Annotated in this window: 23 protein-coding genes; 10 read left to right on the top strand and 13 right to left on the bottom strand. The window is 66.1% G+C overall.

Annotated features, from left to right (window positions below):
* Positions 1-16: 16 nt before the first annotated feature.
* The gene (locus FPJ27_RS24215; RefSeq protein ID WP_204426010.1) at positions 17-988 is read right to left on the bottom strand and encodes a thymidylate synthase; all 972 of its coding nucleotides are present in this window, start codon (positions 986-988) and stop codon (positions 17-19) included.
* A 41-nt stretch (positions 989-1,029) separates the two neighbouring features.
* Complete coding sequence (locus FPJ27_RS24210) at positions 1,030-2,427, bottom strand: sigma-54 dependent transcriptional regulator (RefSeq protein WP_072436032.1); 1,398 nt, start codon at positions 2,425-2,427, stop codon at positions 1,030-1,032.
* A gap of 590 nt (positions 2,428-3,017) precedes the next feature.
* Between FPJ27_RS24210 and FPJ27_RS24205 the strand changes: the two genes are divergently transcribed.
* Entirely contained in the window at positions 3,018-3,260 is a 243-nt protein-coding gene (locus tag FPJ27_RS24205) for a hypothetical protein (protein ID WP_239483373.1), read from the top strand.
* A 272-nt stretch (positions 3,261-3,532) separates the two neighbouring features.
* Positions 3,533-4,033, top strand: coding sequence for a dihydrofolate reductase (locus FPJ27_RS24200; RefSeq protein WP_204426008.1), 501 nt, complete (start codon positions 3,533-3,535; stop codon positions 4,031-4,033).
* 83 nt (positions 4,034-4,116) lie between these two features.
* Here FPJ27_RS24200 and pmbA read toward each other — a convergent pair whose 3' ends face one another.
* Complete coding sequence (gene pmbA / locus FPJ27_RS24195; protein ID WP_072436035.1) at positions 4,117-5,487, bottom strand: metalloprotease PmbA; 1,371 nt, start codon at positions 5,485-5,487, stop codon at positions 4,117-4,119.
* A 127-nt stretch (positions 5,488-5,614) separates the two neighbouring features.
* Between pmbA and yjgA the strand changes: the two genes are divergently transcribed.
* Complete coding sequence (yjgA, locus tag FPJ27_RS24190) at positions 5,615-6,217, top strand: ribosome biogenesis factor YjgA (RefSeq protein ID WP_275557404.1); 603 nt, start codon at positions 5,615-5,617, stop codon at positions 6,215-6,217.
* Complete coding sequence (gene mog / locus FPJ27_RS24185) at positions 6,201-6,809, top strand: molybdopterin adenylyltransferase (RefSeq protein ID WP_175963725.1); 609 nt, start codon at positions 6,201-6,203, stop codon at positions 6,807-6,809. Before yjgA ends, mog begins: the two co-directional genes overlap by 17 nt.
* Before the next feature lie 34 nt (positions 6,810-6,843).
* Here the strand turns inward: mog and orn are convergent, their stop codons facing one another.
* The gene (gene orn, locus FPJ27_RS24180; RefSeq protein ID WP_204426006.1) at positions 6,844-7,464 is read right to left on the bottom strand and encodes an oligoribonuclease; all 621 of its coding nucleotides are present in this window, start codon (positions 7,462-7,464) and stop codon (positions 6,844-6,846) included.
* Positions 7,465-7,581: 117 nt separating this feature from the next.
* Here orn and FPJ27_RS24175 point away from each other — a divergent pair, with 117 nt between their 5' ends.
* From FPJ27_RS24175 to FPJ27_RS24165, 3 genes are all read left to right on the top strand, one after another.
* Positions 7,582-8,841 carry a M48 family metallopeptidase gene (locus tag FPJ27_RS24175; protein ID WP_204426005.1) on the top strand — a complete coding sequence of 420 codons (1,260 nt, stop codon included), beginning with the start codon at positions 7,582-7,584 and terminating at the stop codon, positions 8,839-8,841.
* Positions 8,838-9,779 (top strand): ribosome small subunit-dependent GTPase A, encoded by a 942-nt coding sequence (gene rsgA / locus FPJ27_RS24170; RefSeq protein WP_072436039.1) that lies wholly within the window; start codon positions 8,838-8,840, stop codon positions 9,777-9,779. The genes FPJ27_RS24175 and rsgA overlap by 4 nt, the downstream gene beginning before the upstream one ends.
* Positions 9,780-9,841: 62 nt before the next feature.
* Entirely contained in the window at positions 9,842-10,159 is a 318-nt protein-coding gene (locus FPJ27_RS24165; RefSeq protein ID WP_011351362.1) for a hypothetical protein, read from the top strand.
* A gap of 63 nt (positions 10,160-10,222) precedes the next feature.
* Here the strand turns inward: FPJ27_RS24165 and FPJ27_RS24160 are convergent, their stop codons facing one another.
* The 6 genes from FPJ27_RS24160 to rpsP all read right to left on the bottom strand — a co-directional run bounded on the left by FPJ27_RS24160 (position 10,223) and on the right by rpsP (position 14,351).
* A complete protein-coding gene (locus FPJ27_RS24160; RefSeq protein ID WP_034183056.1) occupies positions 10,223-11,161 on the bottom strand; it encodes a CobD/CbiB family protein in 939 nt (312 codons plus the stop codon).
* 120 nt (positions 11,162-11,281) lie between these two features.
* On the bottom strand, positions 11,282-11,968 hold the full coding sequence (locus tag FPJ27_RS24155) for a CoA pyrophosphatase (protein WP_204426004.1): 687 nt from the start codon (positions 11,966-11,968) through the stop codon (positions 11,282-11,284).
* Positions 11,969-12,055: 87 nt separating this feature from the next.
* Positions 12,056-12,448: a 50S ribosomal protein L19 gene (gene rplS, locus FPJ27_RS24150; protein ID WP_011883860.1), complete on the bottom strand. Its 393-nt coding sequence runs from the start codon at positions 12,446-12,448 to the stop codon at positions 12,056-12,058.
* Positions 12,449-12,580: 132 nt separating this feature from the next.
* Complete coding sequence (trmD, locus tag FPJ27_RS24145) at positions 12,581-13,375, bottom strand: tRNA (guanosine(37)-N1)-methyltransferase TrmD (protein WP_204426003.1); 795 nt, start codon at positions 13,373-13,375, stop codon at positions 12,581-12,583.
* Between the two features lies 1 nt (position 13,376).
* Positions 13,377-14,054 (bottom strand): ribosome maturation factor RimM, encoded by a 678-nt coding sequence (gene rimM, locus FPJ27_RS24140; protein WP_204426002.1) that lies wholly within the window; start codon positions 14,052-14,054, stop codon positions 13,377-13,379.
* Between the two features lie 42 nt (positions 14,055-14,096).
* Entirely contained in the window at positions 14,097-14,351 is a 255-nt protein-coding gene (rpsP, locus tag FPJ27_RS24135) for a 30S ribosomal protein S16 (RefSeq protein ID WP_006476550.1), read from the bottom strand.
* A gap of 152 nt (positions 14,352-14,503) precedes the next feature.
* Here rpsP and FPJ27_RS24130 point away from each other — a divergent pair, with 152 nt between their 5' ends.
* Positions 14,504-15,643, top strand: coding sequence for a sorbosone dehydrogenase family protein (locus FPJ27_RS24130; RefSeq protein ID WP_204426001.1), 1,140 nt, complete (start codon positions 14,504-14,506; stop codon positions 15,641-15,643).
* Positions 15,644-15,752: 109 nt separating this feature from the next.
* Complete coding sequence (locus FPJ27_RS24125; RefSeq protein WP_034183440.1) at positions 15,753-16,220, top strand: TM2 domain-containing protein; 468 nt, start codon at positions 15,753-15,755, stop codon at positions 16,218-16,220.
* A gap of 52 nt (positions 16,221-16,272) precedes the next feature.
* On the opposite strand, the gene FPJ27_RS24120 is transcribed toward FPJ27_RS24125, so the two are convergent.
* Entirely contained in the window at positions 16,273-17,451 is a 1,179-nt protein-coding gene (locus FPJ27_RS24120) for a PA0069 family radical SAM protein (protein WP_204426000.1), read from the bottom strand.
* Positions 17,452-17,541: 90 nt separating this feature from the next.
* On the bottom strand, positions 17,542-18,030 hold the full coding sequence (locus FPJ27_RS24115; protein WP_012492860.1) for an Lrp/AsnC ligand binding domain-containing protein: 489 nt from the start codon (positions 18,028-18,030) through the stop codon (positions 17,542-17,544).
* Positions 18,031-18,175: 145 nt separating this feature from the next.
* Between FPJ27_RS24115 and FPJ27_RS24110 the strand changes: the two genes are divergently transcribed.
* Positions 18,176-19,462 (top strand): D-amino acid dehydrogenase, encoded by a 1,287-nt coding sequence (locus tag FPJ27_RS24110; RefSeq protein ID WP_204425999.1) that lies wholly within the window; start codon positions 18,176-18,178, stop codon positions 19,460-19,462.
* Between the two features lie 102 nt (positions 19,463-19,564).
* On the opposite strand, the gene FPJ27_RS24105 is transcribed toward FPJ27_RS24110, so the two are convergent.
* Positions 19,565-20,500: an electron transfer flavoprotein subunit alpha/FixB family protein gene (locus tag FPJ27_RS24105; RefSeq protein ID WP_034183049.1), complete on the bottom strand. Its 936-nt coding sequence runs from the start codon at positions 20,498-20,500 to the stop codon at positions 19,565-19,567.
* Positions 20,501-20,505: the final 5 nt, after the last annotated feature.

The raw sequence follows: 20,505 nt of genomic DNA, 5'->3' as shown, positions 1-20,505 counted from the left end.
TGCGGGGGCGGCGCGATCAGACCGCCATCGGCGCGGTCAGCGGCTCATGGTGGCGATAGCCGACGAGCGAGAAATCGGACGGCTCGATCTGCTCGAGCCACTCGGGCGCATAGACGCCCGTCTTCGCGTATTCAGGCACGCGCTCGGCGATCTCGAGCCGCGGGCTTTCGTACGGCTCGCGTGTGAGCTGCTGCTGCAGCATGTCGAGCTGGTTCTCGTAGATGTGCGCGTCACCGATGAAATACGTAAACCAGCGCGGCGTATAGCCCGTCAGCCGGCCGACGAGCGACAGCAGTGCGGCCCCTTCCGTCAGGTTGAACGGCGTGCCGAGCCCGACGTCGTTGCTGCGGATGTACAGGCACAGCGAGATTTCGCGCTTCGTCGCATTCGGCAGGAACTGGTACAGCAGATGGCATGCGGGCAGCGCGATCTGGTCGAGCACGGCCGGATTCCACGCGTGAAACAGGATACGACGGTCGGCCGGATTCTCCATGATCGTGTCCAGGCACTGGCGCAACTGGTCGATCGACTTGTACAGCAGCACCTTCGGTGCGCCGTCTTCGTCGAATCGCGTGACGATCCGGAAGCCGCGGCGCGTCGCGTCGGCGATCTGCGCATCGGCGCCCGCATCGAGCACCTTGTAGCCCGGCCACTGGCGCCATTGCACGCCGTACACGTCGCCGAGATCGTCGACGCCCTGGCGGTACGGGTTCGCGAGCCACTGCGCGTTCTCGTTCGCGTTCGCGTCCCACACCTTGCAGCCGAGCGCGCGGAAATCGGCCGCGCTGCGCGACGCGCGCAGGAAGCCGACCAGTTCGCCGACCGCGGACTTGAACGCGAGCTTCTTGGTCGTGACGGCCGGGAAGCCTTGCTGCAGGTCGAAGCGCAGCATCGCGCCCGGCATGCTGATGGTGCGGATCCCCGTGCGGTTCTCCTGCCAGGTGCCGGTATCGAGAATGGTACGAACGAGGTCGAGATACTGTTTCATGCGGGTTCCTTCGGCCGCGAGGGCGGCCGTACCCGCCAATTTTAGCAAGCGTGATGCGGAAACTCCGGCAACGACGCAGGAAACCCCGCCAGCGCGTCGCCGCGATCGCGCATTCCGTGCGCGCACATCAGCCGGTAGAGCGTGACGCGCGACACGCCGAGTTCGCGCGCGGCATCCGCGAAACGGCCGCGATGGCGCAGCAGCGCCTGCTCGATCGCCTGCCGTTCGGCCGCCTCGCGCGCCTCCAGCAGCGACACGGGCGCGAGCGTCGCGTAGTCGTTCAGCTCGAGATCGGCCGCGGTGATCATCCGGCCCTCCGACATCACGATCGCGCGGCGCACGCGATTGATCAGCTCACGCACGTTGCCCGGCCACGAATAGCCGTACAGCGAGGCCACCGCATCAGGGGAAAAGCCGCGCAGGCGGCGATGCGCATCGCCCTTGAAACGCTCGAGCATGTGGCGCGCGATCACCTCGATGTCCTTGCCCCGCGCGCGCAGCGGCGGCTCCTCGATCTTCAGCACGCACAGGCGATGGAACAGGTCTTCGCGGAACCGCCCTTCGCGCAGCGCCGCTTCCATGTCCACGTGCGTCGCGCAGATCACGCGCACATCGACCGGCACCGACACGTGCGCACCGAGCCGCTCGATCTTGCCTTCCTGCAGGAAGCGCAACAGGCTCGCCTGGCTTTCGAGCGGCAGGTCGCCGATCTCGTCGAGAAACAGCGTGCCGCTGTTGGCGGCCTCGACGCGGCCGATCTTGCGCTGGTTCGCACCGGTGAACGCGCCGCGCTCATAGCCGAACAGCTCGGCCTGCAGCAGCGTCGACGGGATCGCACCGCAATTGATCGCGATGAACGGCGCCTGCGCACGCGACGAGCGCTCGTGAATCGCGACCGCCGTCAATTCCTTGCCCGTGCCCGATTCGCCGGAGATGAACACCGGCGCATCGGTCGCCGCGACGCGACGGATTGTCCTGAAGAGTCCGAGCATCGCATCGCAGGTGCCGACCATCTCGCCTTCGCTGCGGCCCGCACCGGCAAGCGGCGCAACGGGCTCGGTCAGCGCGACCATGCCATGCGCATGACCGACGGTCTCGACGATCCGCGACATCTCGTACGGCATCGTCACGTAGTCGAAGCAATAGTCGCGAATGAGATGGCGCAGCGTGGCGTCCTGCAACTGGCCGCGCCGCGTCGCCGCGATCCAGCCGATGTGCTGGATGCTCAGGCAGGATTCGAGTTCGCGCAGGTCCGAGGGCTTGAAGCCCGGCGAGAAATCGAGCAGGCCGGCCGTTGCAACGCCGTGCTGCACGACGCGCCGTACGTCGCGTACGGTCTCCGCGAGATCGACGCGCCAACCGCATTCGTCGAAATGGCCGCGCAACGCATCGTTCGGTTCGCGCGAGTAATAGATCACGTGCCGCTGATCGGCTCCCATATGCCCACCCCGTTCATCAACCATCCAACGATTGCCGCGCACGCCAAGTCGCGTGCGAAAGGATCGAATCGGGTCAGCCAAAGGTGGCTCGATTCGCCATGCCGATGCGCGGCAACGACAAAGCCTCGCATGATGGCGCTAATTTCGCGTCCGTTTTTTTTGATCAACACAGCTTAGTTATAGGCACTGAATGCGACAAACCGATTTCAGCGCCTCGGGCGATGCGGTCAAATCGCTCGGGAAGTCGACGCATGTCAATCATCTGCACATAGCACCTGCGCAGCGAAGTGCTCTTTCATCGACACACGCGTCGATTTTCATCCTTGTAGCGTATCGATTGAATCCGCAGTATTCCCAAGCCCCCTCGTTTCAGGCCTGAAACACTTTCAGGCGTTTTTCGCCGCAATTGTCGACGCGTGTGCGCGAATCGCAATCGTGACAAGGGTCCCGGCGCGATGGCATGTATTTCGCTGCATAGGAATACATCGGAGACAGCGACCATGCGAAAACATCTGTTACTTTCCTTCGTGCCGATGGCGATTTCGCTCTCGGCCGCCGGCCCGCCTGCGCCGGCGCATGCGGATGAAAACATGAAGCTGGATCTGGATCGCGCGATGCTGCTCGCCGAAAACGCGCCAGGCATGCAGCCCGGCAACGGGTTCGGCATCGTGACCGTGTCGGCGCCGCAACCGCTGCCGGCCGGCAAGGCCTCGGTGACGCTGTGGGACGAGATCCCGCCTCCACCCCAGTTGCCGACACCGCTCCCGGTACCGCAGCCACGCGACGTGCAGCACGCGATGGAAAAAAACGCACAAGGCACCACGCACCAGTGAGCATGCGCCAACCCATTCGATGAGGATTCCGTAGCTATTGGGATCTGCCGGACAGCATCGATCGCGCTCCCCTCACCGCCCCGCGACACGAAACGGTTTTTGTGCTCCGTCCCCCGGCGGGCACTCTTTTTACTCTGTCCGTCGCCGCGCCGCATTGCATCGCGCATCGCGGCGCGCAACACCGGAAAGCCGATGCACGTGCGAGGAATCCGGCAGGCACCGCCGTTCCGGTAGAATCGGCGCCATTCCGGCTTTCCTCTTCTCCGACCTTCATGACGACGTTGACCCTGATCGTCGCGCGTGCCCGCAACGGCATCATCGGCCGCGACAACCAGTTGCCCTGGAAACTTCCCGAGGATCTCGCGTTCTTCAAGCGCACGACGATGGGCGCGCCGATCGTGATGGGCCGCAAGACCCACGAGTCGATCGGCCGGCCGCTGCCGGGCCGCCGCAACATCGTCGTCACGCGCGACGCAACGCGCCGCTTCGATGGCTGCGACACGGTCACGTCGCTCGCCGACGCGCTGGCCCTCGTCGAGCGCGACGGCGTGCCCGAAGCATTCCTGATCGGCGGTGCGCAACTCTACGCGGAAGGCCTCGTGCTCGCGGATAAACTGATCGTCACCGAGATCGATGCCGACTTCGACGGCGATGCATCGTTCCCTGCGCCCGACGCCGCGCACTGGCAAGAAGTTTCACGCGATGCACACCAGGCCGCCGCGCCGAACACGTTCGGTTATGCGTTCGTCGTCTACGAACGCAAGCGCGCCTGACGCGTCACGCACAATGAGCAAAGCCCAACCGGCTCGCGCCGGTCGGGCTTTTTCGTTGCGTGGCGGCCTGCGCCGCGCGCGGCTTACTGCCCTGCGATCGTCATCTGCTCGATCAGCACCGAGCCCGTTTCCTTCGTGCCGCGCACGATCGAATCCGCGCCGATCGCGACGATATGCCGGAACATCTCCTGCAGCGTGCTCGCGACGGTGATTTCCTCGACCGGATACTGGATCACGCCGTTCTCAACCCAGAAACCTGCCGCGCCGCGCGAATAGTCGCCCGTCACATAGTTCACGCCCTGCCCCATCAGCTCGGTCAGCAGCAGGCCCGTACCGAGCTTCTTCAGCATCGCGTCGAAATCGTCGCCCGGCTGCGTATTCGAGCTGCGCAGCGCGAGGTTGTGCGAGCCGCCCGCGTTGCCGGTGGTCTGCGTGCCGAGCTTGCGTGCCGAATAGGTCGACAGGAAGTAGCCTTCGACGACGCCGTCCTTGACGACGCTGCGCGCGCGCGTACGTACGCCTTCCTCGTCGAACGGCGCGCTGCCCATCGCGCGCGGCACGTGCGGATCCTCGACGACCTGGATGTGCGGCGCAAACACCGGCTTGCCGAGGCTGTCGACGAGGAACGACGTCTTGCGGTACAGCGCGCCGCCGCTCACGGCCTGCACGAATGCGCCGAGCAGGCCGGCCGCGAGCGGCGCCTCGAACAGCACGGGCACCTTGCGGGTGTCGAGACGACGCGCGCCCATCCGCGCGAGCGCACGCTCGGCCGCATAACGGCCCACCGCTTCGGGTGCCGCGAGATCGATCGCGCTGCGCTTCGACGAATACCAGTCGTCGCGCTGCATTTGACGGCCGCTGCCCGCGATCGGCGCGCATGCGATGTAGTGGCGCGAGTACGGATAGCCGGACAGGAAGCCGCGCGACGTCGCGAGCACGAACTGCGAATGCTGCGCCGACACGCTCGCGCCTTCCGAATTGCGGATCTGCGGGCTGACCGCGAATGCGGCGTCTTCCGCGCGGCGGGCAAGTTCGACGGCCTCGTCGGCCGTCAGCGCCCACGGATGATAGAGATCGAGGTCGCGCGGGTCGGTTTCGAGCAGCTCGGCCTCGGCAAGGCCGGCCGCTTCGTCCTCGGCCGTGAAACGTGCAATGTTGTAGGCGGCGGCGACGGTATCCTTGATCGCGGCCGGTGAAAAATCGGACGTGCTCGCGTTGCCGCGCTTCTTGCCGATGAACACGGTCACGCCGACCATCTTGTCGCGGTTGTGCTCGATCGTTTCGACTTCGCCGCGGCGCACCGACACCGACAGGCCGTCGCCCTCGGAGATTTCGGTGGCGGCGTCCGTCGCGCCGAGTGCCTTCGCATGGCGAAGGATGTCCGACGCGATTTCTTTGAGCTGGTCCTGCGTGTGCGGGAAATAGCGCGCTTGTACGTCGAGATTGGCTGCCATCGTCTTGGTATCCGGTGGCGGGCGGGCGCCCGCATGTTCAAAATGTTGCGTATCCCGCGATCATAGCAAGGTCCGGGGACGGACACAGACAAGCTTGGGGTGTCCGCGCCGCGATACAATGCCGCCCATGACACGCAAAACCCGAATTCAGCCGATCGAGCCTGCCGTCGAAGACGTCGACAACGGCTACGATCGCCCCAGCAAATCCCAGTTGAAGCGCGAGATGCACGCGCTGCAGGAGCTCGGCCAGGCGCTCGTCGACCTGCCGAAGGACGCGCTCAAGCGCATGCCGATGCCGGAAGCCCTCGCGGACGCCGTTCGCGAGGCGCGCCGGATCACCGATCACGAAGGCAAGCGCCGCCAGCTCCAGTACGTCGGCCGCGTGATGCGCTCGCTGGCCGACGACGAGACGGCCGCGCTGCGCACCGCGCTCGACGCGCAGCGCGGCGTGAACAAGGCCGCGACGGCCCGCCTGCATTGGATCGAGCGCACGCGCGAACAGTTGCTCGCCAGCGACGACGCACTGACCGAATTCCTGCGCCGGCACCCCGACGCCGACATCCAGGAAGGCCGCACGCTGATCCGCAACGCGCGCAAGGAAGCGCAGCAAGGCAAGCCGCCGCGCTATTTCCGCGAACTGTTCCAGTGGGTCAAGACCGCGAGCGGCACCCCCGGCGGGGATGATGAAGCAGCCGACGACGCCGGAGACGACCATGACGACGAAGCCTGACCACCCGGACGAACTCGTCGTCGGCCTCGTGTCGATCAGCGACCGTGCCAGCACCGGTGTCTACGAAGACAAAGGCATTCCGGCGCTGCAGGAGTGGCTCGCCGGCGCGCTGGTCTCGCCGTGGCGCGCCGAAACCCGGCTGATCCAGGACGACGCGCCGACGATCTCTGCGACCCTCGCCGAACTCGTCGACGTCGCCGGCTGCGACCTCGTGCTGACGACGGGCGGCACGGGCCCCGCGCGCCGCGACGTGACGCCCGAGGCCACGCTGGCCGTGGCGACGAAGGAAATGCCGGGATTCGGCGAACAGATGCGGCAGATCAGCCTGAATTTCGTGCCGACCGCGATCCTGTCGCGGCAGGTCGCGGTGATCCGCGAGACGGCCGACCATGCGGCGCTGATCATCAACCTGCCCGGCCAGCCGAAGTCGATCCGGGAAACGCTCGAAGGGCTGCGCGACGCCGACGGCAAGTCGACCGTGCCCGGCATCTTCGCAGCGGTGCCCTACTGCATCGACCTGATCGGCGGCCCGTACATCGAGACCGACGCCGCGGTGGTCGCGGCGTTCCGGCCGAAAAGCGCGCGGCGCTGAGCGTTTGTCGAGCGCCGAGCGCGTGCCGGCCCGCTCAGGCGGCCGGCGCGGACTCGCCTGCCGACGCCGACGCGGCCGGAATCAGGAAATGCTCGCGGTAGTACTTCAGCTCGTCGATCGACTCGTGGATGTCCGCGAGCGCCGTGTGCATCGCGCGCTTCTGAAAGCCCTTGTAGATCGCGGGCTGCCAGCGGCGGCACAGCTCCTTCAGCGTGCTGACGTCGAGATTGCGGTAGTGGAAGAATTTCTCGAATTCCGGCATCCAGCGCGCCATGAAACGGCGGTCCTGGCAGATCGAGTTGCCGCACATCGGCGACTTGCCGGGCGACACGTACTGCGCGAGGAACGCCTGCAGTTGCGCGGCGGCTTCCGCCTCGGTCACGGTCGATGCGCGCACGCGGTCGATCAGGCCCGAGCGGCCGTGCGTCGACTTGTTCCAGTCGTCCATCTTCGCGAGCGTTTCGTCGCTCTGGTGGATCGCGAACACGGGGCCTTCGACGGCAACGTCGAGCGTGGAATTGGTCACGACGACCGCGATCTCGATGATGCGGTCGTTATCCGGGTCGAGGCCCGTCATCTCCATGTCGAGCCAGACGAGGTTCAACTCGTTGCGCACGAGCGCGGGCTGGCTGGTGGAAGCGGCGGTATCGGTCATGAGTCATCCTGGAAAATGGCGGACGGCGCGCGACGCCGCCCGGGCGGCCGGCAACGCATCAGCGGGCCCGGTCCGCAAGAACATATAATTCTCGCATAGAACCCTTTGGCGCCTTCGATGTCACCCTTTTCGTTCACCCTGCTGTTCGCGCTCGCCGTGCTCGCGATGGTCGTCACCAAGCTGTGGCTCGCGTCGCGGCAGATCCGCTTCGTCGCCGCGCATCGCAACGGCGTGCCCGCGCAGTTCAGCGCAACCATCCCGCTGACCGCCCACCAGCGCGCGGCCGACTATACGGTCGAGCGTACCCGGCTGACGATGCTCGAGATCGTCGTCAGCGCGGCCGTGCTGGTCGGCCTCACGCTGCTCGGCGGCGTCGGCACGCTCGACACGCTGCTGACCGGCTGGCTCGGCCGCGGCTACGGGCAGCAGGTCGCGCTCGTCGCGGCGGTGCTCGTGATCACGAGCGTGATCGACGTCCCGTTCGAGTATTACCGCCAGTTCGGGATCGAACAGCGTTTCGGCTTCAACCGGATGACGAAGCGGCTGTTCTTCACCGACATGCTGAAAAACTCGCTGCTCGGCGCCGCACTCGGCCTGCCGCTGCTGTTCGTCGTGCTGTGGCTGATGAACCAGGCCGGCAGCCTGTGGTGGCTGTGGACCTGGATCGTCTGGGTCGCGTTCCAGTTGCTCGTGCTGCTGATCTACCCGACCTTCATCGCACCGCTCTTCAACAAGTTCGAACCGCTGAAGGACGACGCGCTGCGCACGCGCATCGAGTCGCTGATGAAGCGCTGCGGCTTCGCGGCGAAGGGGCTGTTCGTGATGGACGGCAGCCGCCGCTCCGCGCACGGCAATGCGTACTTCACGGGCTTTGGCGCATCGAAGCGGATCGTGTTCTTCGACACGCTGCTCGCGCGCCTGTCCGGCCAGGAAATCGAAGCCGTGCTCGCGCACGAACTCGGCCATTTCAAGCGCCGCCACGTGATGAAGCGGATGCTCGTGTCGTTCGTGTTGAGCCTCGTGCTGCTCGCGCTGCTCGGCTGGCTGGCGCAGCGCACCTGGTTCTATACAGGGCTCGGCGTCACGCCGTCGCTCGACACGAGCAACGCGGGCGCCGCGCTCGTGCTGTTCTTCCTCGCGATTCCGGTGTTCCTGTTCTTCGCGACGCCGTTCAGCAGCCTCACGTCGCGCAAGCACGAATTCGAGGCCGACGCGTTCGCGGCCAGCCAGACCGACGCGCAGGATCTCGTCAGCGCGCTCGTGAAGCTCTACGAGGACAACGCGTCGACGCTGACGCCCGACCCCGTCTACACGGCCTTCTATTACTCGCATCCGCCCGCATCGCAGCGGATCGACCGCCTGCTGCAGCTCGCATGAGCCGGCCGCCTTCCCGCAAGCCGGCTCCGCGCGCATCGGGCGCGCAACGTGTCGAAGGCCGCGTGATCGCGGCGCACGGCCGCCACTACATCGTCGCGCCCGACGACGGCGGCCCGATGCTGCAGTGCTTCCCGCGCGGCAAGAAGAGCGACATCGCGGTCGGCGACCGCGTCGTATACGAACACGCGTCGGCCGACCAGGGCGTGATCGTCGAGATCGGCGAACGGCGCAACCTGCTGTACCGTTCCGACCAGTTCAAGTCGAAGCTCTTCGCGGCCAACCTCGACCAGTTGCTGATCGTGCTCGCGACCGAGCCCTATTTCAGCGAAGACCTGCTCGGCCGCGCGCTGATCGCCGCCGAGGCGAACGAGCTGAAGCCGCTCGTCGTGCTGAACAAGATCGACGTCGAGGCTGCGCTGCCGGTCGCGCGCGAGCGCCTCGCACCGTACCGCGCGCTCGGCTACGACGTGCTCGAGCTGTCGGTGAAGGGCTCGCCCGACGACGCGCGCGCACAACTGATGCCGCACCTCGCCGGCCATTCGACGATCCTGCTCGGCCAGTCCGGGATGGGCAAGTCGACGCTCGTGAACCTGCTCGTTCCCGATGCCGAAGCCGCGACGCGCGAGATCTCGGCCGCGCTCAACAGCGGCCGCCACACGACGACGTTCACGCGCCTCTACCCGCTGGAGGGCGGCGGCGCGCTGATCGATTCGCCTGGCTTCCAGGAATTCGGCCTCTACCATCTGACGGAAGGCCGTCTCGAGCGCGCGTTTCCGGAGTTCCGGCCGTTGCTCGCGGACTGCCGTTTCTATAATTGTCATCATCTGCACGAGCCCGGCTGCGCGATTCTCGAAGCGGTCGCCGACGGCCGCATCGCGCCGTCGCGGCACGCGCTGTATGCGCAGCTCGTGCACGAGGCGAGCCAGATCGTCCGCTGATCGCGCGACAGGCGCGCGGCGGCCGATGCCGTTCGGGCCGGCCTTCATCGACAGGAGCCGCCATGCGTTTCAAGGCACCCGATCTTGCGACGGCACAGCATTGGGCCAACGTGCTTCAGGTGGCCGGCATCGGTTGCGAGCTGCATAACTGCTACGCGACCGGCGCACTCGGCGGCCTGCCCGCCGACGCGTGCACGCCCGAGCTGTGGCTCGACGACGAACGCGACGACGCGCTCGCTCGCCGGCTGCTCGATGCCGCTTCGCACGGCCCGTCGGCCGGCGCCGCGCCGTGGCGCTGCCGACAGTGCGGCGAAGCGCTCGAGGCCCAGTTCACGGCGTGCTGGCAATGCGGCGCCGTGCGCGATCCGCTCGACGACTGACCCACAGCAAAAAGGCCGGCATCAAGCCGGCCTTTGCCTTTCATCGAGCGCTGCGCGGCCCCGTCACGACACCCACACGGCGAGCGTCAGCATCAGCAGCAGGATCATCCACAGGATCACCGCGCGCCAGACGAGGCCGACCGCCGACTGCAGCGTACGCGGCGTGCAATCATCACCGACCGTCAGCGGACCGCTGTCGCCGACCGCCAGCGCATCGAGGCTCGACGGTTCCGCGAGCGGCCCCGCGAGACGCGCGCCGAGCGCCCCGCTGCCGGCTGCCAGCAGCACGCCGTCGTTCGGGTCAGGCCACTGGCGCGTGTGGTTGCGCCACGCGTAGATCGCATCCTCGAAATTGCCGACGATCGCGAAGCCGAGTGCGGTCAGTCGCGCGGGGATCCAGTCGATCACGAAGAACGCGCGCTGCGCGAACGTCGAGAAGGCGGCCGTGCGCTCGTCGCCCGGCGTCGACCAGCTGCGCGCGAGGTATTCGGAAATCCGGTACAGCACGGCGCCGGCCGGCCCGATCGGCAGCACATACCAGAAGAACACGCCGAACACGTGGCGATGCGATGCGACAACCGCGTGAATCAGCGTATGGCGGACGATTTCGCCGACCGGCATGTCGACCGTGTCGATGCCCGTCCACTCGCGCAGGATTTCGCGCGCGCGCGGCACGTCGTCGTTGTTGAGCGCGAGATGGATGTCGGTGAAGTAATGGCTGAACTGGCGGAAGCCGAGCGTGAAATACACGACGACCACGTTCCACAGGAACGCGAGCACGAAACTCACCTTGTACAGCAGGAAATAGATCAGTGCGACGACCAGCACCCACGGCAGCACGACCGCGAGCCACGCGAGGATGCCGTGCTTCTGCTTGCCGGCGTCGAGGCCATGCGCGACGGTTTCCGCATGAAACTGGAACAGCGCGAACACCGGATTGTTCGGCGACAACGCGCGGACCTGTTCGATGATGAGGGCAAGGAGAACCGAAAAGAAAGTCATGCGTGGCGCCGTCTTCGGAGTTATGTCATTTTTTGCATAACGATAGCACAGCGTAAGCCAAGCATGGCTGCCGGCGCGGTCGCCCGGCGGCCGGCCGCGCGCGTGAGCCGGTGTGCGCGCCTATGCAGCGGCCAAGAAGCGGTACAGATTGCGAAACATGGCGGCAGTTGCGCCCCAGATGAAGTAATGCCCGCCTGGTCTGCCGTTCGGATAGGGCATCGCAAAAAAACGACGCTCGCCGCCTTCCCAGCGGAACACGCGGACTTGATGGTTCGCGGGATTCATCACGAACGCGAGCGGTACCTCGAAGATCTCGGCGACTTCGAACGTGTCGGCCTGCACGGTGAACGGCGGATGCACGAGGCCGACCACCGGCGCCACGCAGAAGCCGGTGCCGGTCAGGTAATCGGGCAGCGCGCCGAGGATCTCGACGCGTTCGGCGTCCAGCCCGATCTCTTCCTTCGCCTCGCGCAGTGCAGTGGCGGTCGCGTCGCGATCGAACGGTTCGCGACGGCCGCCGGGAAAGCTGATCTGCCCGGCATGGTCGTTCAGGTGGTCGGCGCGCTGGGTCAGCAGCACCGTGAGGCCCGACTCGCGGGCAACGAGCGGCACGAGGACAGCCGCGCTGCGCGGATCGACGCCTTCCTGCAGCCTCGCCTCTCCGGGCTCGACGTTCCAGTCGAGCGTGCGCGCGAAACGGTCGCGCAAGCCGGACGGCGTCATCAGGTGGGGATCGATGGCGGGCAGGCCGGCGCCGGTGCCTTCGACCGGCAATACTTCGGGATCGATGATGGGGCGGCGGTTCAATGGGGCTCTCTGGTTCGTGTCGTATCGAGCATATTGTCGCGCCAGAATGAAAAAAGCACCCGGGTGGGTGCTTTTTCCTTACAGCTCTTACTCTTGGGAAGCTGCTGCGGTGCGATCCTTCGACACCAGCTTTTCCTTGATACGAGCCGACTTGCCCGAACGCTCGCGCAGGTAGTACAGCTTCGCGCGACGCACATCGCCGCGGCGCTTCACGACGATGCTTGCCAGCAGCGGCGAGTACGTCTGGAACGTACGCTCGACGCCTTCGCCCGACGAGATCTTGCGAACGATGAAGTTCGAGTTCAGGCCACGGTTGCGAATCGCGATCACGACGCCTTCGTAAGCCTGAACGCGCTTGCGGTTACCTTCAACCACGTTCACGTTCACGATCACCGTGTCGCCCGGGGCGAATTCGGGGATCGTCTTGCCGGCGAGCGCGCGCTCGATTTCTTCCTGCTCAAGTTTTGCGATGAGGTTCATCACTGACTCCTATTGCCATCGTGTCGGCGTTTGCACCTGCCTGCTCCCAGGCCGGCCCCGATAGAGGATGGATTCACATCAGGCACCGCGCACGCATGCACGGCACCGCCAATTCCCGCCCGCGACGCCGCCTCAGGAGGCGTCCTTCGCTTCGCGTGCGAGGTTCGCAAGCCATGCCTCGTCGGCACGGCTCAACAACTTTTCGCGGCGCGCCCGAACGATCAGGTCCGGCCGCTTCCGCAACGTATTCCGCAATGCTTCCTGACGCCGCCACCGCTCGATCTCGGCATGATGCCCGCCGAGCAGCACGTCCGGCACGCGCACGCCGTCATATTCCTCGGGGCGCGTGTAATGCGGACAATCGAGCAGGCCGTCGACGAAACTGTCCTGCACGGCCGACTGCGAATCGTTCAGCACACCGGGCAGCAGCCGCACGACCGCATCCATCATCGCCATCGCCGGCAGTTCCCCGCCCGACAGTACGAAATCGCCGAGGCTGATTTCCTCGTCGACGCACCGGTCGAGCAGGCGCTGGTCGATCGCTTCGTAGCGGCCGCACAGCACGACGACACCCGGCTCCTGCGCCATCCGCACCGCTCGCTCGTGCGTGAGCGGCGCGCCCTGCGGCGACATCATCACGACGCGCGTGCTCGCGATGCCCTGCGCCGCCTGCGCCGCTTTCGCGGCGCCGATCGCGGCTTCGAGCGGCCTGGCCAGCATCACCATGCCCGGACCGCCGCCGTACGGACGATCGTCGACCGTGCGGTAGTTGTCCGTCGTGAAATCACGCGGGTTCCAGGTGCGCAGCCCGAAGCGCCCCTGCTTGACGGCCCGGCTGGTGATTCCCCAGTCGGTCAGTGCACGGAACATCTCGGGAAAGAGCGTGACGACGTCGAACTGCACCGCGCTCTCGGTAACCTGGTTCATTTCAGTAATCGGCTTCCCAGTCGACGACGATGCGACGCGCCGCCTGATCCACCGTTTTGACGTATACGCCGACAAACGGAATCAACCGTTCGTCGGTGGTCGGCTGACCGTCTTTGCCGGTCGCGGGATACTCGACACGCATGATCGCATGCACGCCGTTGTCGATCATCCCGCTCACTTTCCCGAGCGCCACCGATTGCTCGTTGACGACATCGAGACCGATCAGGTCGACCCAATAGAATTCGTCCGCGGCCAATGCCGGGAAATCTTCCCGGCGCACGAACACGCGAAAGCCGCGCATGGCCAGCGCGGCATCGCGGTCGCTGACGCCCGCGGGTTGCGCAACGACCGTGTCGCTGTGCGTCTTCGACTGCATGATGCGGACGGAAAGCCGCTCCGCACCGCGTTCCAGCCACCAGCGGCGCGCGTTGAGCAACGCGTCGCCGCCGCGACCGGCATCGGCATGCGCCGCCACCTTGACCCATCCCTTCAGGCCGTAGGCGTCGACCACCGCCCCGACCTCGACGGCATCGTCGGGCCAGGCTTGCGTCGCTTCGAGACTACCCTGTTCGGCAGCCTGACCGGCGTTCGCGACAACGTCGCGCTCGACCGGCTTGCGGACGAATGCGCCGAATGACGCACGCCCGCGCCTTGCATTACCGGAATCGTGACCCGCCATCAATGCACCTCACAGCCGGCACGACCGGCACACCGTGCCATGTTAGGCAGCCGGTTGCGCCTTTTGCGCTTCCTTCACGAGACGCTGGACGGTCGGCGACAGTTGCGCGCCAACACCTTGCCAGTACGTCAGGCGGTCCTGAGCGATACGCAGCGATTCGCCCTTCGTGGCGACCGGATTGTAGAAACCGACGCGCTCGATGAAGCGGCCGTCACGACGGTTGCGCGAATCGGTAGCAACGATGTTGTAGAACGGGCGCTTCTTCGAGCCGCCACGAGCCAGACGGATGATAACCATATGATGTCCTTCGGAAAACCGGGTTCGAAACTACTGAAACACGCGATTATAGCCGGAAACCAGAGGCACAACAAACACTTACGCGCAAAAAATCCACGGACGGCCCGTCCGCCGGGCATACAATCGTCGTGTCCAGGACGCTCCCGACCGTCATGCCGCTCCTTCGCGCCGCCCCGACGCGCCGCGCGCAGCACCGTTTCATCGCGCTGCTTGCCGGCCTTGCCTGCCTCGCGTCCGCAACGGCGTTCGCCGCGCCGTTGCCGGTCGATGAACTGGTCGTGCCGCCCGGCTTCCACGTGGAAGTGCTGACCGACGCGGTACCGACCGCACGCGAAATGGCGTGGTCGCCGCGCGGCATCCTGTATGTCGGCACGCTGGAAGGCCGCGTGCATGCGTTCGAGATGCACGAGGGCCGGATCAGCGCGCGTCACGTGATCGCGTCCGGACTCGACATGCCTGTCGGCGTAGCCTACCGCGATGGTGCGCTCTATATATCAGCCGTGTCGCGCATCCTGCGCCTCGATCGCATCGACGACCGGCTCGCCAAGCCACCGCCCCCTGCCGTCGTGACCGACGCGCTGCCGACCGACCACCATCACGGCTGGAAATTCATCGCGTTCGGCCCCGACGGCAAGCTTTACGTGCCGACCGGCGCACCGTGCAACGTCTGTCTCGCCGATCGCGGCCGCTACGCGATCATTGCGCGCATGAAGGCCGACGGCAGCGGAAGCGAGATCGTCGCCCGCGGCGTGCGCAATACGGTCGGCTTCGCATGGCACCCCGATTCGGGCGAGCTGTGGTTTACCGACAACGGGCGCGACATGATGGGCGACGACGTGCCCGACGACAAGCTCAACCGCGCGCCGCGCGCCGGCCTCGACTTCGGCTTTCCGTACTGCCATGGCGGCGATACGCCCGACCCCGAATTCGGCAGCACCGACGTATGCCGCCGTTATGTGCCGCCCGTATTGAAACTCGGCGCACACGTCGCGGCGCTCGGCATGCGCTTCTATACCGGGCCGATGTTTCCGGCGTCGTATCGCAATAACGTGTTCATCGCCGAACACGGTTCGTGGAACCGCAGCACGAAGGTCGGCTACCGCGTGATGCGCGTCGTCGTATCGGTGGACGGCAGCCAGGCGCGCCAAACCCCATTCGTCACGGGCTGGCTGCGACCCGACGGCACGGTGTGGGGACGCCCGGCCGACGTGCTGCCGCTGCCGGACGGTTCGCTGCTCGTGAGCGACGATTACGCAGGCGCAATCTACCGCGTGACCTATGCGGCACCTTGACGCAGGCCGGGGGTGACCGGGCCCGACCGGGCATCGTAGAATGCGTGCCGGGCCGCGCGCCCGCGCCGGCCCGCCGGCCGCCCATGCCAACGACAATACGCCGCCATCCATGTCCAGCAGCACCGCACCGTCCCGCCGCTTCCGTTCCAAGACGCTCACCGCCGCCCTCGCATTCCTGTTCGGATCGCTCGGCGCGCACCGCTTCTATCTGTACGGCTTTCGCGACGTGTACGGCTGGGCGCACCTGCTCGCGACGATCGTCGGCATCCCGGGCTTCCTCCTGCTCGCGGCGACCCAGCGCAGCGCCGGCCTCGGCTGGTGGCTCGCGGTACCTGGCGCGATCTCTCTGCTGGCGGCGTTCCTCGCCGCACTCGTCTACGGGCTGCGCCCCGACGAAAAGTGGGACGCGCAATTCAACGCGGAGACCGGCAAGCACAGCCGGTCGGGCTGGACCGTGATCTTTGTCGTGATCTTCTCGCTGCTGATCGGTGCGTTCCTGCTGATGACCGCGCTCGCGCTGTCGTTCCAGACGTATTTCGAATCGCAGGTCGAAGCAGCGAAGCAGATTTCGCAGTAAGCGTAACGAGCGCGACACACCGGCGCCGACGAGCACCGATATTGCGCGCCAGTCAGAACAGGTTCAACTGCATGTCGTCGCGCGACTTCGCGCCGGCAGCGCGCACTGCCATGCGCGGCGCAGGCACTGCGGCGGCCGGCGCGCCGCGAAACTGCGACAGATCGAGGATGCCGTTCGTGCGCTCGTTCAGCCCGAGCCGCTTGACGGCCTGGCGGAACCGCTGCCGCAACAGGTCGGCCCAGATCCCCTCGCCTTTCATCCGTTTCGAGAAATCCGAGTCGTAGTCTTTCCCGCCGCGCATGTCGCGCACGCGGTTCATCACGCGCTCCGCGCGATCGGGAAAATGCGCGGCGAGCCAGTTCTTGAACAGCGGCGCGACCTCCCACGGCAACCGCAGGATGATGTAGCTCGCGTGCGTCGCGCCCGCTTCCGCGCATGCTTCGAGCACGCGCTCCATGTCGGGCTCGGTGACGAACGGGATCACCGGCGCAATGCTCACGCCGACCGGAACGCCTGCATCGCGCAGCGCGCGGATCGTGCGCAACCGGCGCGCCGGCGTCGCCGCCCGCGGCTCAAGCGTGCGCGAGAGATCGGCATCGAGCGTCGTGATCGTGACTGCCGCCATCACCTGCCCGCGCTCCGCCATCGGTGCAAGCAGGTCGAGATCGCGCTCGATCAGCGACGACTTCGTGATCGCGGCGAACGGCAACCCGCGATCGTGCATCACCTGGATCACGCTGCGCGTGATGCGCAGGTCGCGCTCGACCGGCTGATAGGCGTCGGTATTGACGCCGAGCGCGATCGGCTCAGGCACGTAGCGCTTGCGCGAAATCTCGCGCTCGAGCAGTTCGGCAGCATTGACCTTCGCGTAGATGCGGCTTTCGAAATCGAGCCCCGGCGACAGGCCGAGATAGCTGTGCGTCGGCCGCGCGAAGCAGTAGATGCAGCCGTGCTCGCAACCGCGATACGGATTGAGCGATACGCTGAACGGAATATCGGGCGACTGGTTGTGCGTCAGGATGCTCTTCGCACGCTCCTCGAACACCTGCGTGCGCAGCGGCGCGGGGAAGTCGGCATCGTCCGACTCGTGCGTCCAGCCGTCGTCGACCGCTTCGCGCTGCGCGAGCTCGTACCGCCCCTGCAGGTTGTCGACCGCACCGCGCCCCTTGCGGGGCACGGGCGGCGCTACTGGAAATTCGTTGTCGGATCGATCGTCCATGTGCCCACCCATTCGCCTGCGCTCAATACTGTACATTTATACAGTATTGAGCGCAGCATGCCAAGGGCGGGATAAGGGGCCCGGTAACGGGCCGCCGGCGCGTCACTCGCCGACCGCGATCGTCAGCGTTTCCTTGATTTCCTCCATCACGACATAGCTCTTCGACTGCACGGCGCCGGGCAACTGCAGCAGGATGTCGCCGAGCAGCTTCCGGTAGTCGGCCATCTCGCCGATCCGCGCCTTGATCAGGTAGTCGAAATCGCCGGATACGAGGTGGCATTCGAGCACCTCGTCGATCTTCATCACTTCCCGACGGAATTGCTCGAACATGTTGCCGCCCTTGTGGCCGAGCGTGATCTCGACGAACACCAGCAGCGCGGCACCCAGCTGGCCCGGGTCGACCCGCGCGTGATAGCCGGTGATCACGCCGTCCCGCTCCATGCGCCGCACGCGCTCGATGCACGGCGTGACAGTCAGGCCGACCTGTTCCGCGAGGTCTTTCATCGCCATCCGGCCGTCGTCCTGGAGCAGTTTGAGGATGCGCCGGTCGAGCTTGTCGAGCGAGCGTACGGGCTGACGTTGCGTTCTCATTTGTTTATGCTGAAAACCTGAAAAATACGATAACAAAACCTGCACATTCGACAATACCATAGCTCAAAAAACTAGATCAGCTAGAGGTTACACGGAACCGCGGGTGCGTCCGGCCTCGATCTGGTCCCTTCCATCTGGAGCAGCTATGCGAGTCGTCATTCTGGGCAGCGGTGTGGTGGGCGTGGCAAGCGCGTATTACCTCGCGCGCGCCGGTCATGAAGTCACTGTGATCGACCGGGAAGCCGGCCCTGCGCTCGAGACGAGCTTCGCGAACGCGGGCCAGATCTCCCCCGGCTATGCCGCGCCGTGGGCCGCGCCCGGCGTGCCGCTGAAGGCCGTCAAATGGATGTTCGAAAAGCACGCGCCGCTCGCGATCCGTCTCGACGGCACGCGCTTCCAGCTCCAGTGGATGTGGCAGATGCTGCGCAACTGCACGACCGAGCGCTATGCAGTCAACAAGGGCCGCATGGTCCGCCTCGCCGAATACAGCCGCGACTGCCTGCAGGCGCTGCGCGCCGACACCGGCATCCAGTACGAAGGGCGCACGGGCGGCACGCTGCAGCTGTTCCGCACGCAGCAGCAACTCGACGGCGCGGCGAAGGACATCGCCGTGCTGCAGGAAGCGAACGTGCCGTTCGAACTGCTGTCGCCGGCCGACCTGAAGAATGCCGAACCGGCACTCGCCGCGGTGTCGCACAAGCTGACGGGCGGCCTGCGCCTGCCGGGCGACGAAACGGGCGATTGCCAGCTGTTCACGACGCGCCTCGCGGCGCTCGCCGAATCGCTCGGCGTCAAGTTCCGCTACAACACGCCGATCGAGGCGCTCGCGATTGCCGGCGGCAAGATCGCCGGCGTGCAATGCGGCAGCGAGACGGTGCGCGCGGACGCGTACGTCGTCGCGCTCGGCTCGTACTCGACCAACTTCATCTCGAACCTGATGAAGATCCCGGTCTATCCGCTGAAGGGTTATTCGATCACCGCGCCGATCGTCAACGAAGCGGCCGCGCCCGTGTCGACCGTGCTCGACGAGACCTACAAGATCGCGATCACGCGTTTCGACCAGCGCATCCGCGTCGGCGGCATGGCGGAAATCGTCGGCTTCGACAAGAACCTGCGCGCCGCACGCCGCGAAACGCTCGAGATGTGCGTGAACGACCTGTTCCCGGGCGGCGGCGATACGTCGAAGGCGACGTTCTGGACGGGCCTGCGCCCGATGACGCCGGACGGCACGCCGATCGTCGGCCGCACGCCGGTGTCGAACCTGTTCCTGAACACCGGCCACGGCACGCTCGGCTGGACGATGTCGTGCGGTTCGGGCCAACTGCTCGCAGACTTGATCTCGGGCAAGAAGCCGGCGATCCAGGCCGACGACCTGTCGGTGCACCGTTACCTGAAGGAAGTGGCCGGCCAGACGCGCCCGGCATACGCATAAGCCGCGGCGGCCCGCAGCAATGCGGGTCGGCCGGCGTCGAAAAAAAGGGGCGCTCGTAGCGCCCCTTTCTCCGTGTACTTACCGCTGAAGCGTCACGTCGCGTCAGCCGAGCTCGGCCACGAGTTCCGGCACGAGCGTGAACAGATCGCCGACGAGGCCGTAGTCGGCCACGCTGAAGATCGGCGCTTCCGGATCCTTGTTGATCGCGACGATCACCTTCGAATCCTTCATGCCTGCCAGATGCTGGATCGCACCCGAGATGCCCACCGCGATGTACAGCTGCGGCGCGACGATCTTGCCGGTCTGGCCGACCTGGTAGTCGTTCGGCACGTAGCCGGCGTCGACTGCCGCGCGCGATGCGCCGAGTGCGGCCGACAGCTTGTCCGCCAGCGGCTCGAGCACCTTCGTGTAGTTTTCACCGCTGCCCAGACCGCGGCCGCCCGACACGATGATACTGGCCGACGTCAGTTCCGGACGGTCCAGCTTCGTCACCTCACGGCTCACGAACTGCGACTTGCCTGCGTCGGCTGCCGCTTCGATCTTCTCGACCGAAGCGCTGCCGCCTTCGGCCGCCACCGGATCGAAACCCGTCGCACGCACCGTGATGACCTTGATCGGGTCGCTCGACTGCACCGTCGCGATTGCGTTGCCTGCGTAGATCGGGCGCTCGAACGTATCGGCCGAATCGACCGCCGTGATGTCCGAAATCTGCGCGACGTCCAGCTTCGCGGCGATGCGCGGCGCGATGTTCTTGCCGTACGCCGTGGCCGGCGCGAGGATGTGCGAGTAGTCCTTCGCGATGTTCAGCGCGGTCGCTTCGACGTTTTCCGCGAGGCCTGCTTCGAGCTGCGGCGCGTCGGCCAGCAGCACCTTCGAAACACCTGCGATCTTCGCTGCTGCGTCTGCCGCCGCTTGCGCGTTGTGGCCCGCGACCAGCACGTGAATGTCACCGCCGATCTTCGCCGCCGCTGCCACCGTGTTCAGCGTCGCGGCCTTGATCGACGCGTTGTCGTGTTCTGCAATCACCAGAATCGTCATTTCCT

Source organism: Burkholderia sp. MS455, assembly GCF_016899445.1.
Taxonomy (GTDB): Bacteria; Pseudomonadota; Gammaproteobacteria; order Burkholderiales; family Burkholderiaceae; genus Burkholderia; species Burkholderia pyrrocinia_C.
This window is presented reverse-complemented; position numbering and strand designations above follow the sequence as displayed.

Excerpts from the sequence above, each read along its gene's own strand:
- FPJ27_RS24215 (WP_204426010.1), bottom strand. The coding sequence starts at position 988 with ATGAAACAGTATCTCGACCTCGTTCGTACCATTCTCGATACCGGCACC.
- FPJ27_RS24210 (WP_072436032.1), bottom strand. The coding sequence starts at position 2,427 with ATGGGAGCCGATCAGCGGCACGTGATCTATTACTCGCGCGAACCGAAC.
- FPJ27_RS24205 (WP_239483373.1), top strand. The coding sequence starts at position 3,018 with ATGAAGCTGGATCTGGATCGCGCGATGCTGCTCGCCGAAAACGCGCCA.
- FPJ27_RS24200 (WP_204426008.1), top strand. The coding sequence starts at position 3,533 with ATGACGACGTTGACCCTGATCGTCGCGCGTGCCCGCAACGGCATCATC.
- pmbA (WP_072436035.1), bottom strand. The coding sequence starts at position 5,487 with ATGGCAGCCAATCTCGACGTACAAGCGCGCTATTTCCCGCACACGCAG.
- yjgA (WP_275557404.1), top strand. The coding sequence starts at position 5,615 with ATGACACGCAAAACCCGAATTCAGCCGATCGAGCCTGCCGTCGAAGAC.
- mog (WP_175963725.1), top strand. The coding sequence starts at position 6,201 with ATGACGACGAAGCCTGACCACCCGGACGAACTCGTCGTCGGCCTCGTG.
- orn (WP_204426006.1), bottom strand. The coding sequence starts at position 7,464 with ATGACCGATACCGCCGCTTCCACCAGCCAGCCCGCGCTCGTGCGCAAC.
- FPJ27_RS24175 (WP_204426005.1), top strand. The coding sequence starts at position 7,582 with ATGTCACCCTTTTCGTTCACCCTGCTGTTCGCGCTCGCCGTGCTCGCG.
- rsgA (WP_072436039.1), top strand. The coding sequence starts at position 8,838 with ATGAGCCGGCCGCCTTCCCGCAAGCCGGCTCCGCGCGCATCGGGCGCG.
- FPJ27_RS24165 (WP_011351362.1), top strand. The coding sequence starts at position 9,842 with ATGCGTTTCAAGGCACCCGATCTTGCGACGGCACAGCATTGGGCCAAC.
- FPJ27_RS24160 (WP_034183056.1), bottom strand. The coding sequence starts at position 11,161 with ATGACTTTCTTTTCGGTTCTCCTTGCCCTCATCATCGAACAGGTCCGC.
- rplS (WP_011883860.1), bottom strand. The coding sequence starts at position 12,448 with ATGAACCTCATCGCAAAACTTGAGCAGGAAGAAATCGAGCGCGCGCTC.
- trmD (WP_204426003.1), bottom strand. The coding sequence starts at position 13,375 with ATGAACCAGGTTACCGAGAGCGCGGTGCAGTTCGACGTCGTCACGCTC.
- rimM (WP_204426002.1), bottom strand. The coding sequence starts at position 14,054 with ATGGCGGGTCACGATTCCGGTAATGCAAGGCGCGGGCGTGCGTCATTC.
- rpsP (WP_006476550.1), bottom strand. The coding sequence starts at position 14,351 with ATGGTTATCATCCGTCTGGCTCGTGGCGGCTCGAAGAAGCGCCCGTTC.
- FPJ27_RS24130 (WP_204426001.1), top strand. The coding sequence starts at position 14,504 with ATGCCGCTCCTTCGCGCCGCCCCGACGCGCCGCGCGCAGCACCGTTTC.
- FPJ27_RS24125 (WP_034183440.1), top strand. The coding sequence starts at position 15,753 with ATGTCCAGCAGCACCGCACCGTCCCGCCGCTTCCGTTCCAAGACGCTC.
- FPJ27_RS24120 (WP_204426000.1), bottom strand. The coding sequence starts at position 17,451 with ATGGGTGGGCACATGGACGATCGATCCGACAACGAATTTCCAGTAGCG.
- FPJ27_RS24115 (WP_012492860.1), bottom strand. The coding sequence starts at position 18,030 with ATGAGAACGCAACGTCAGCCCGTACGCTCGCTCGACAAGCTCGACCGG.
- FPJ27_RS24110 (WP_204425999.1), top strand. The coding sequence starts at position 18,176 with ATGCGAGTCGTCATTCTGGGCAGCGGTGTGGTGGGCGTGGCAAGCGCG.
- FPJ27_RS24105 (WP_034183049.1), bottom strand. The coding sequence starts at position 20,500 with ATGACGATTCTGGTGATTGCAGAACACGACAACGCGTCGATCAAGGCC.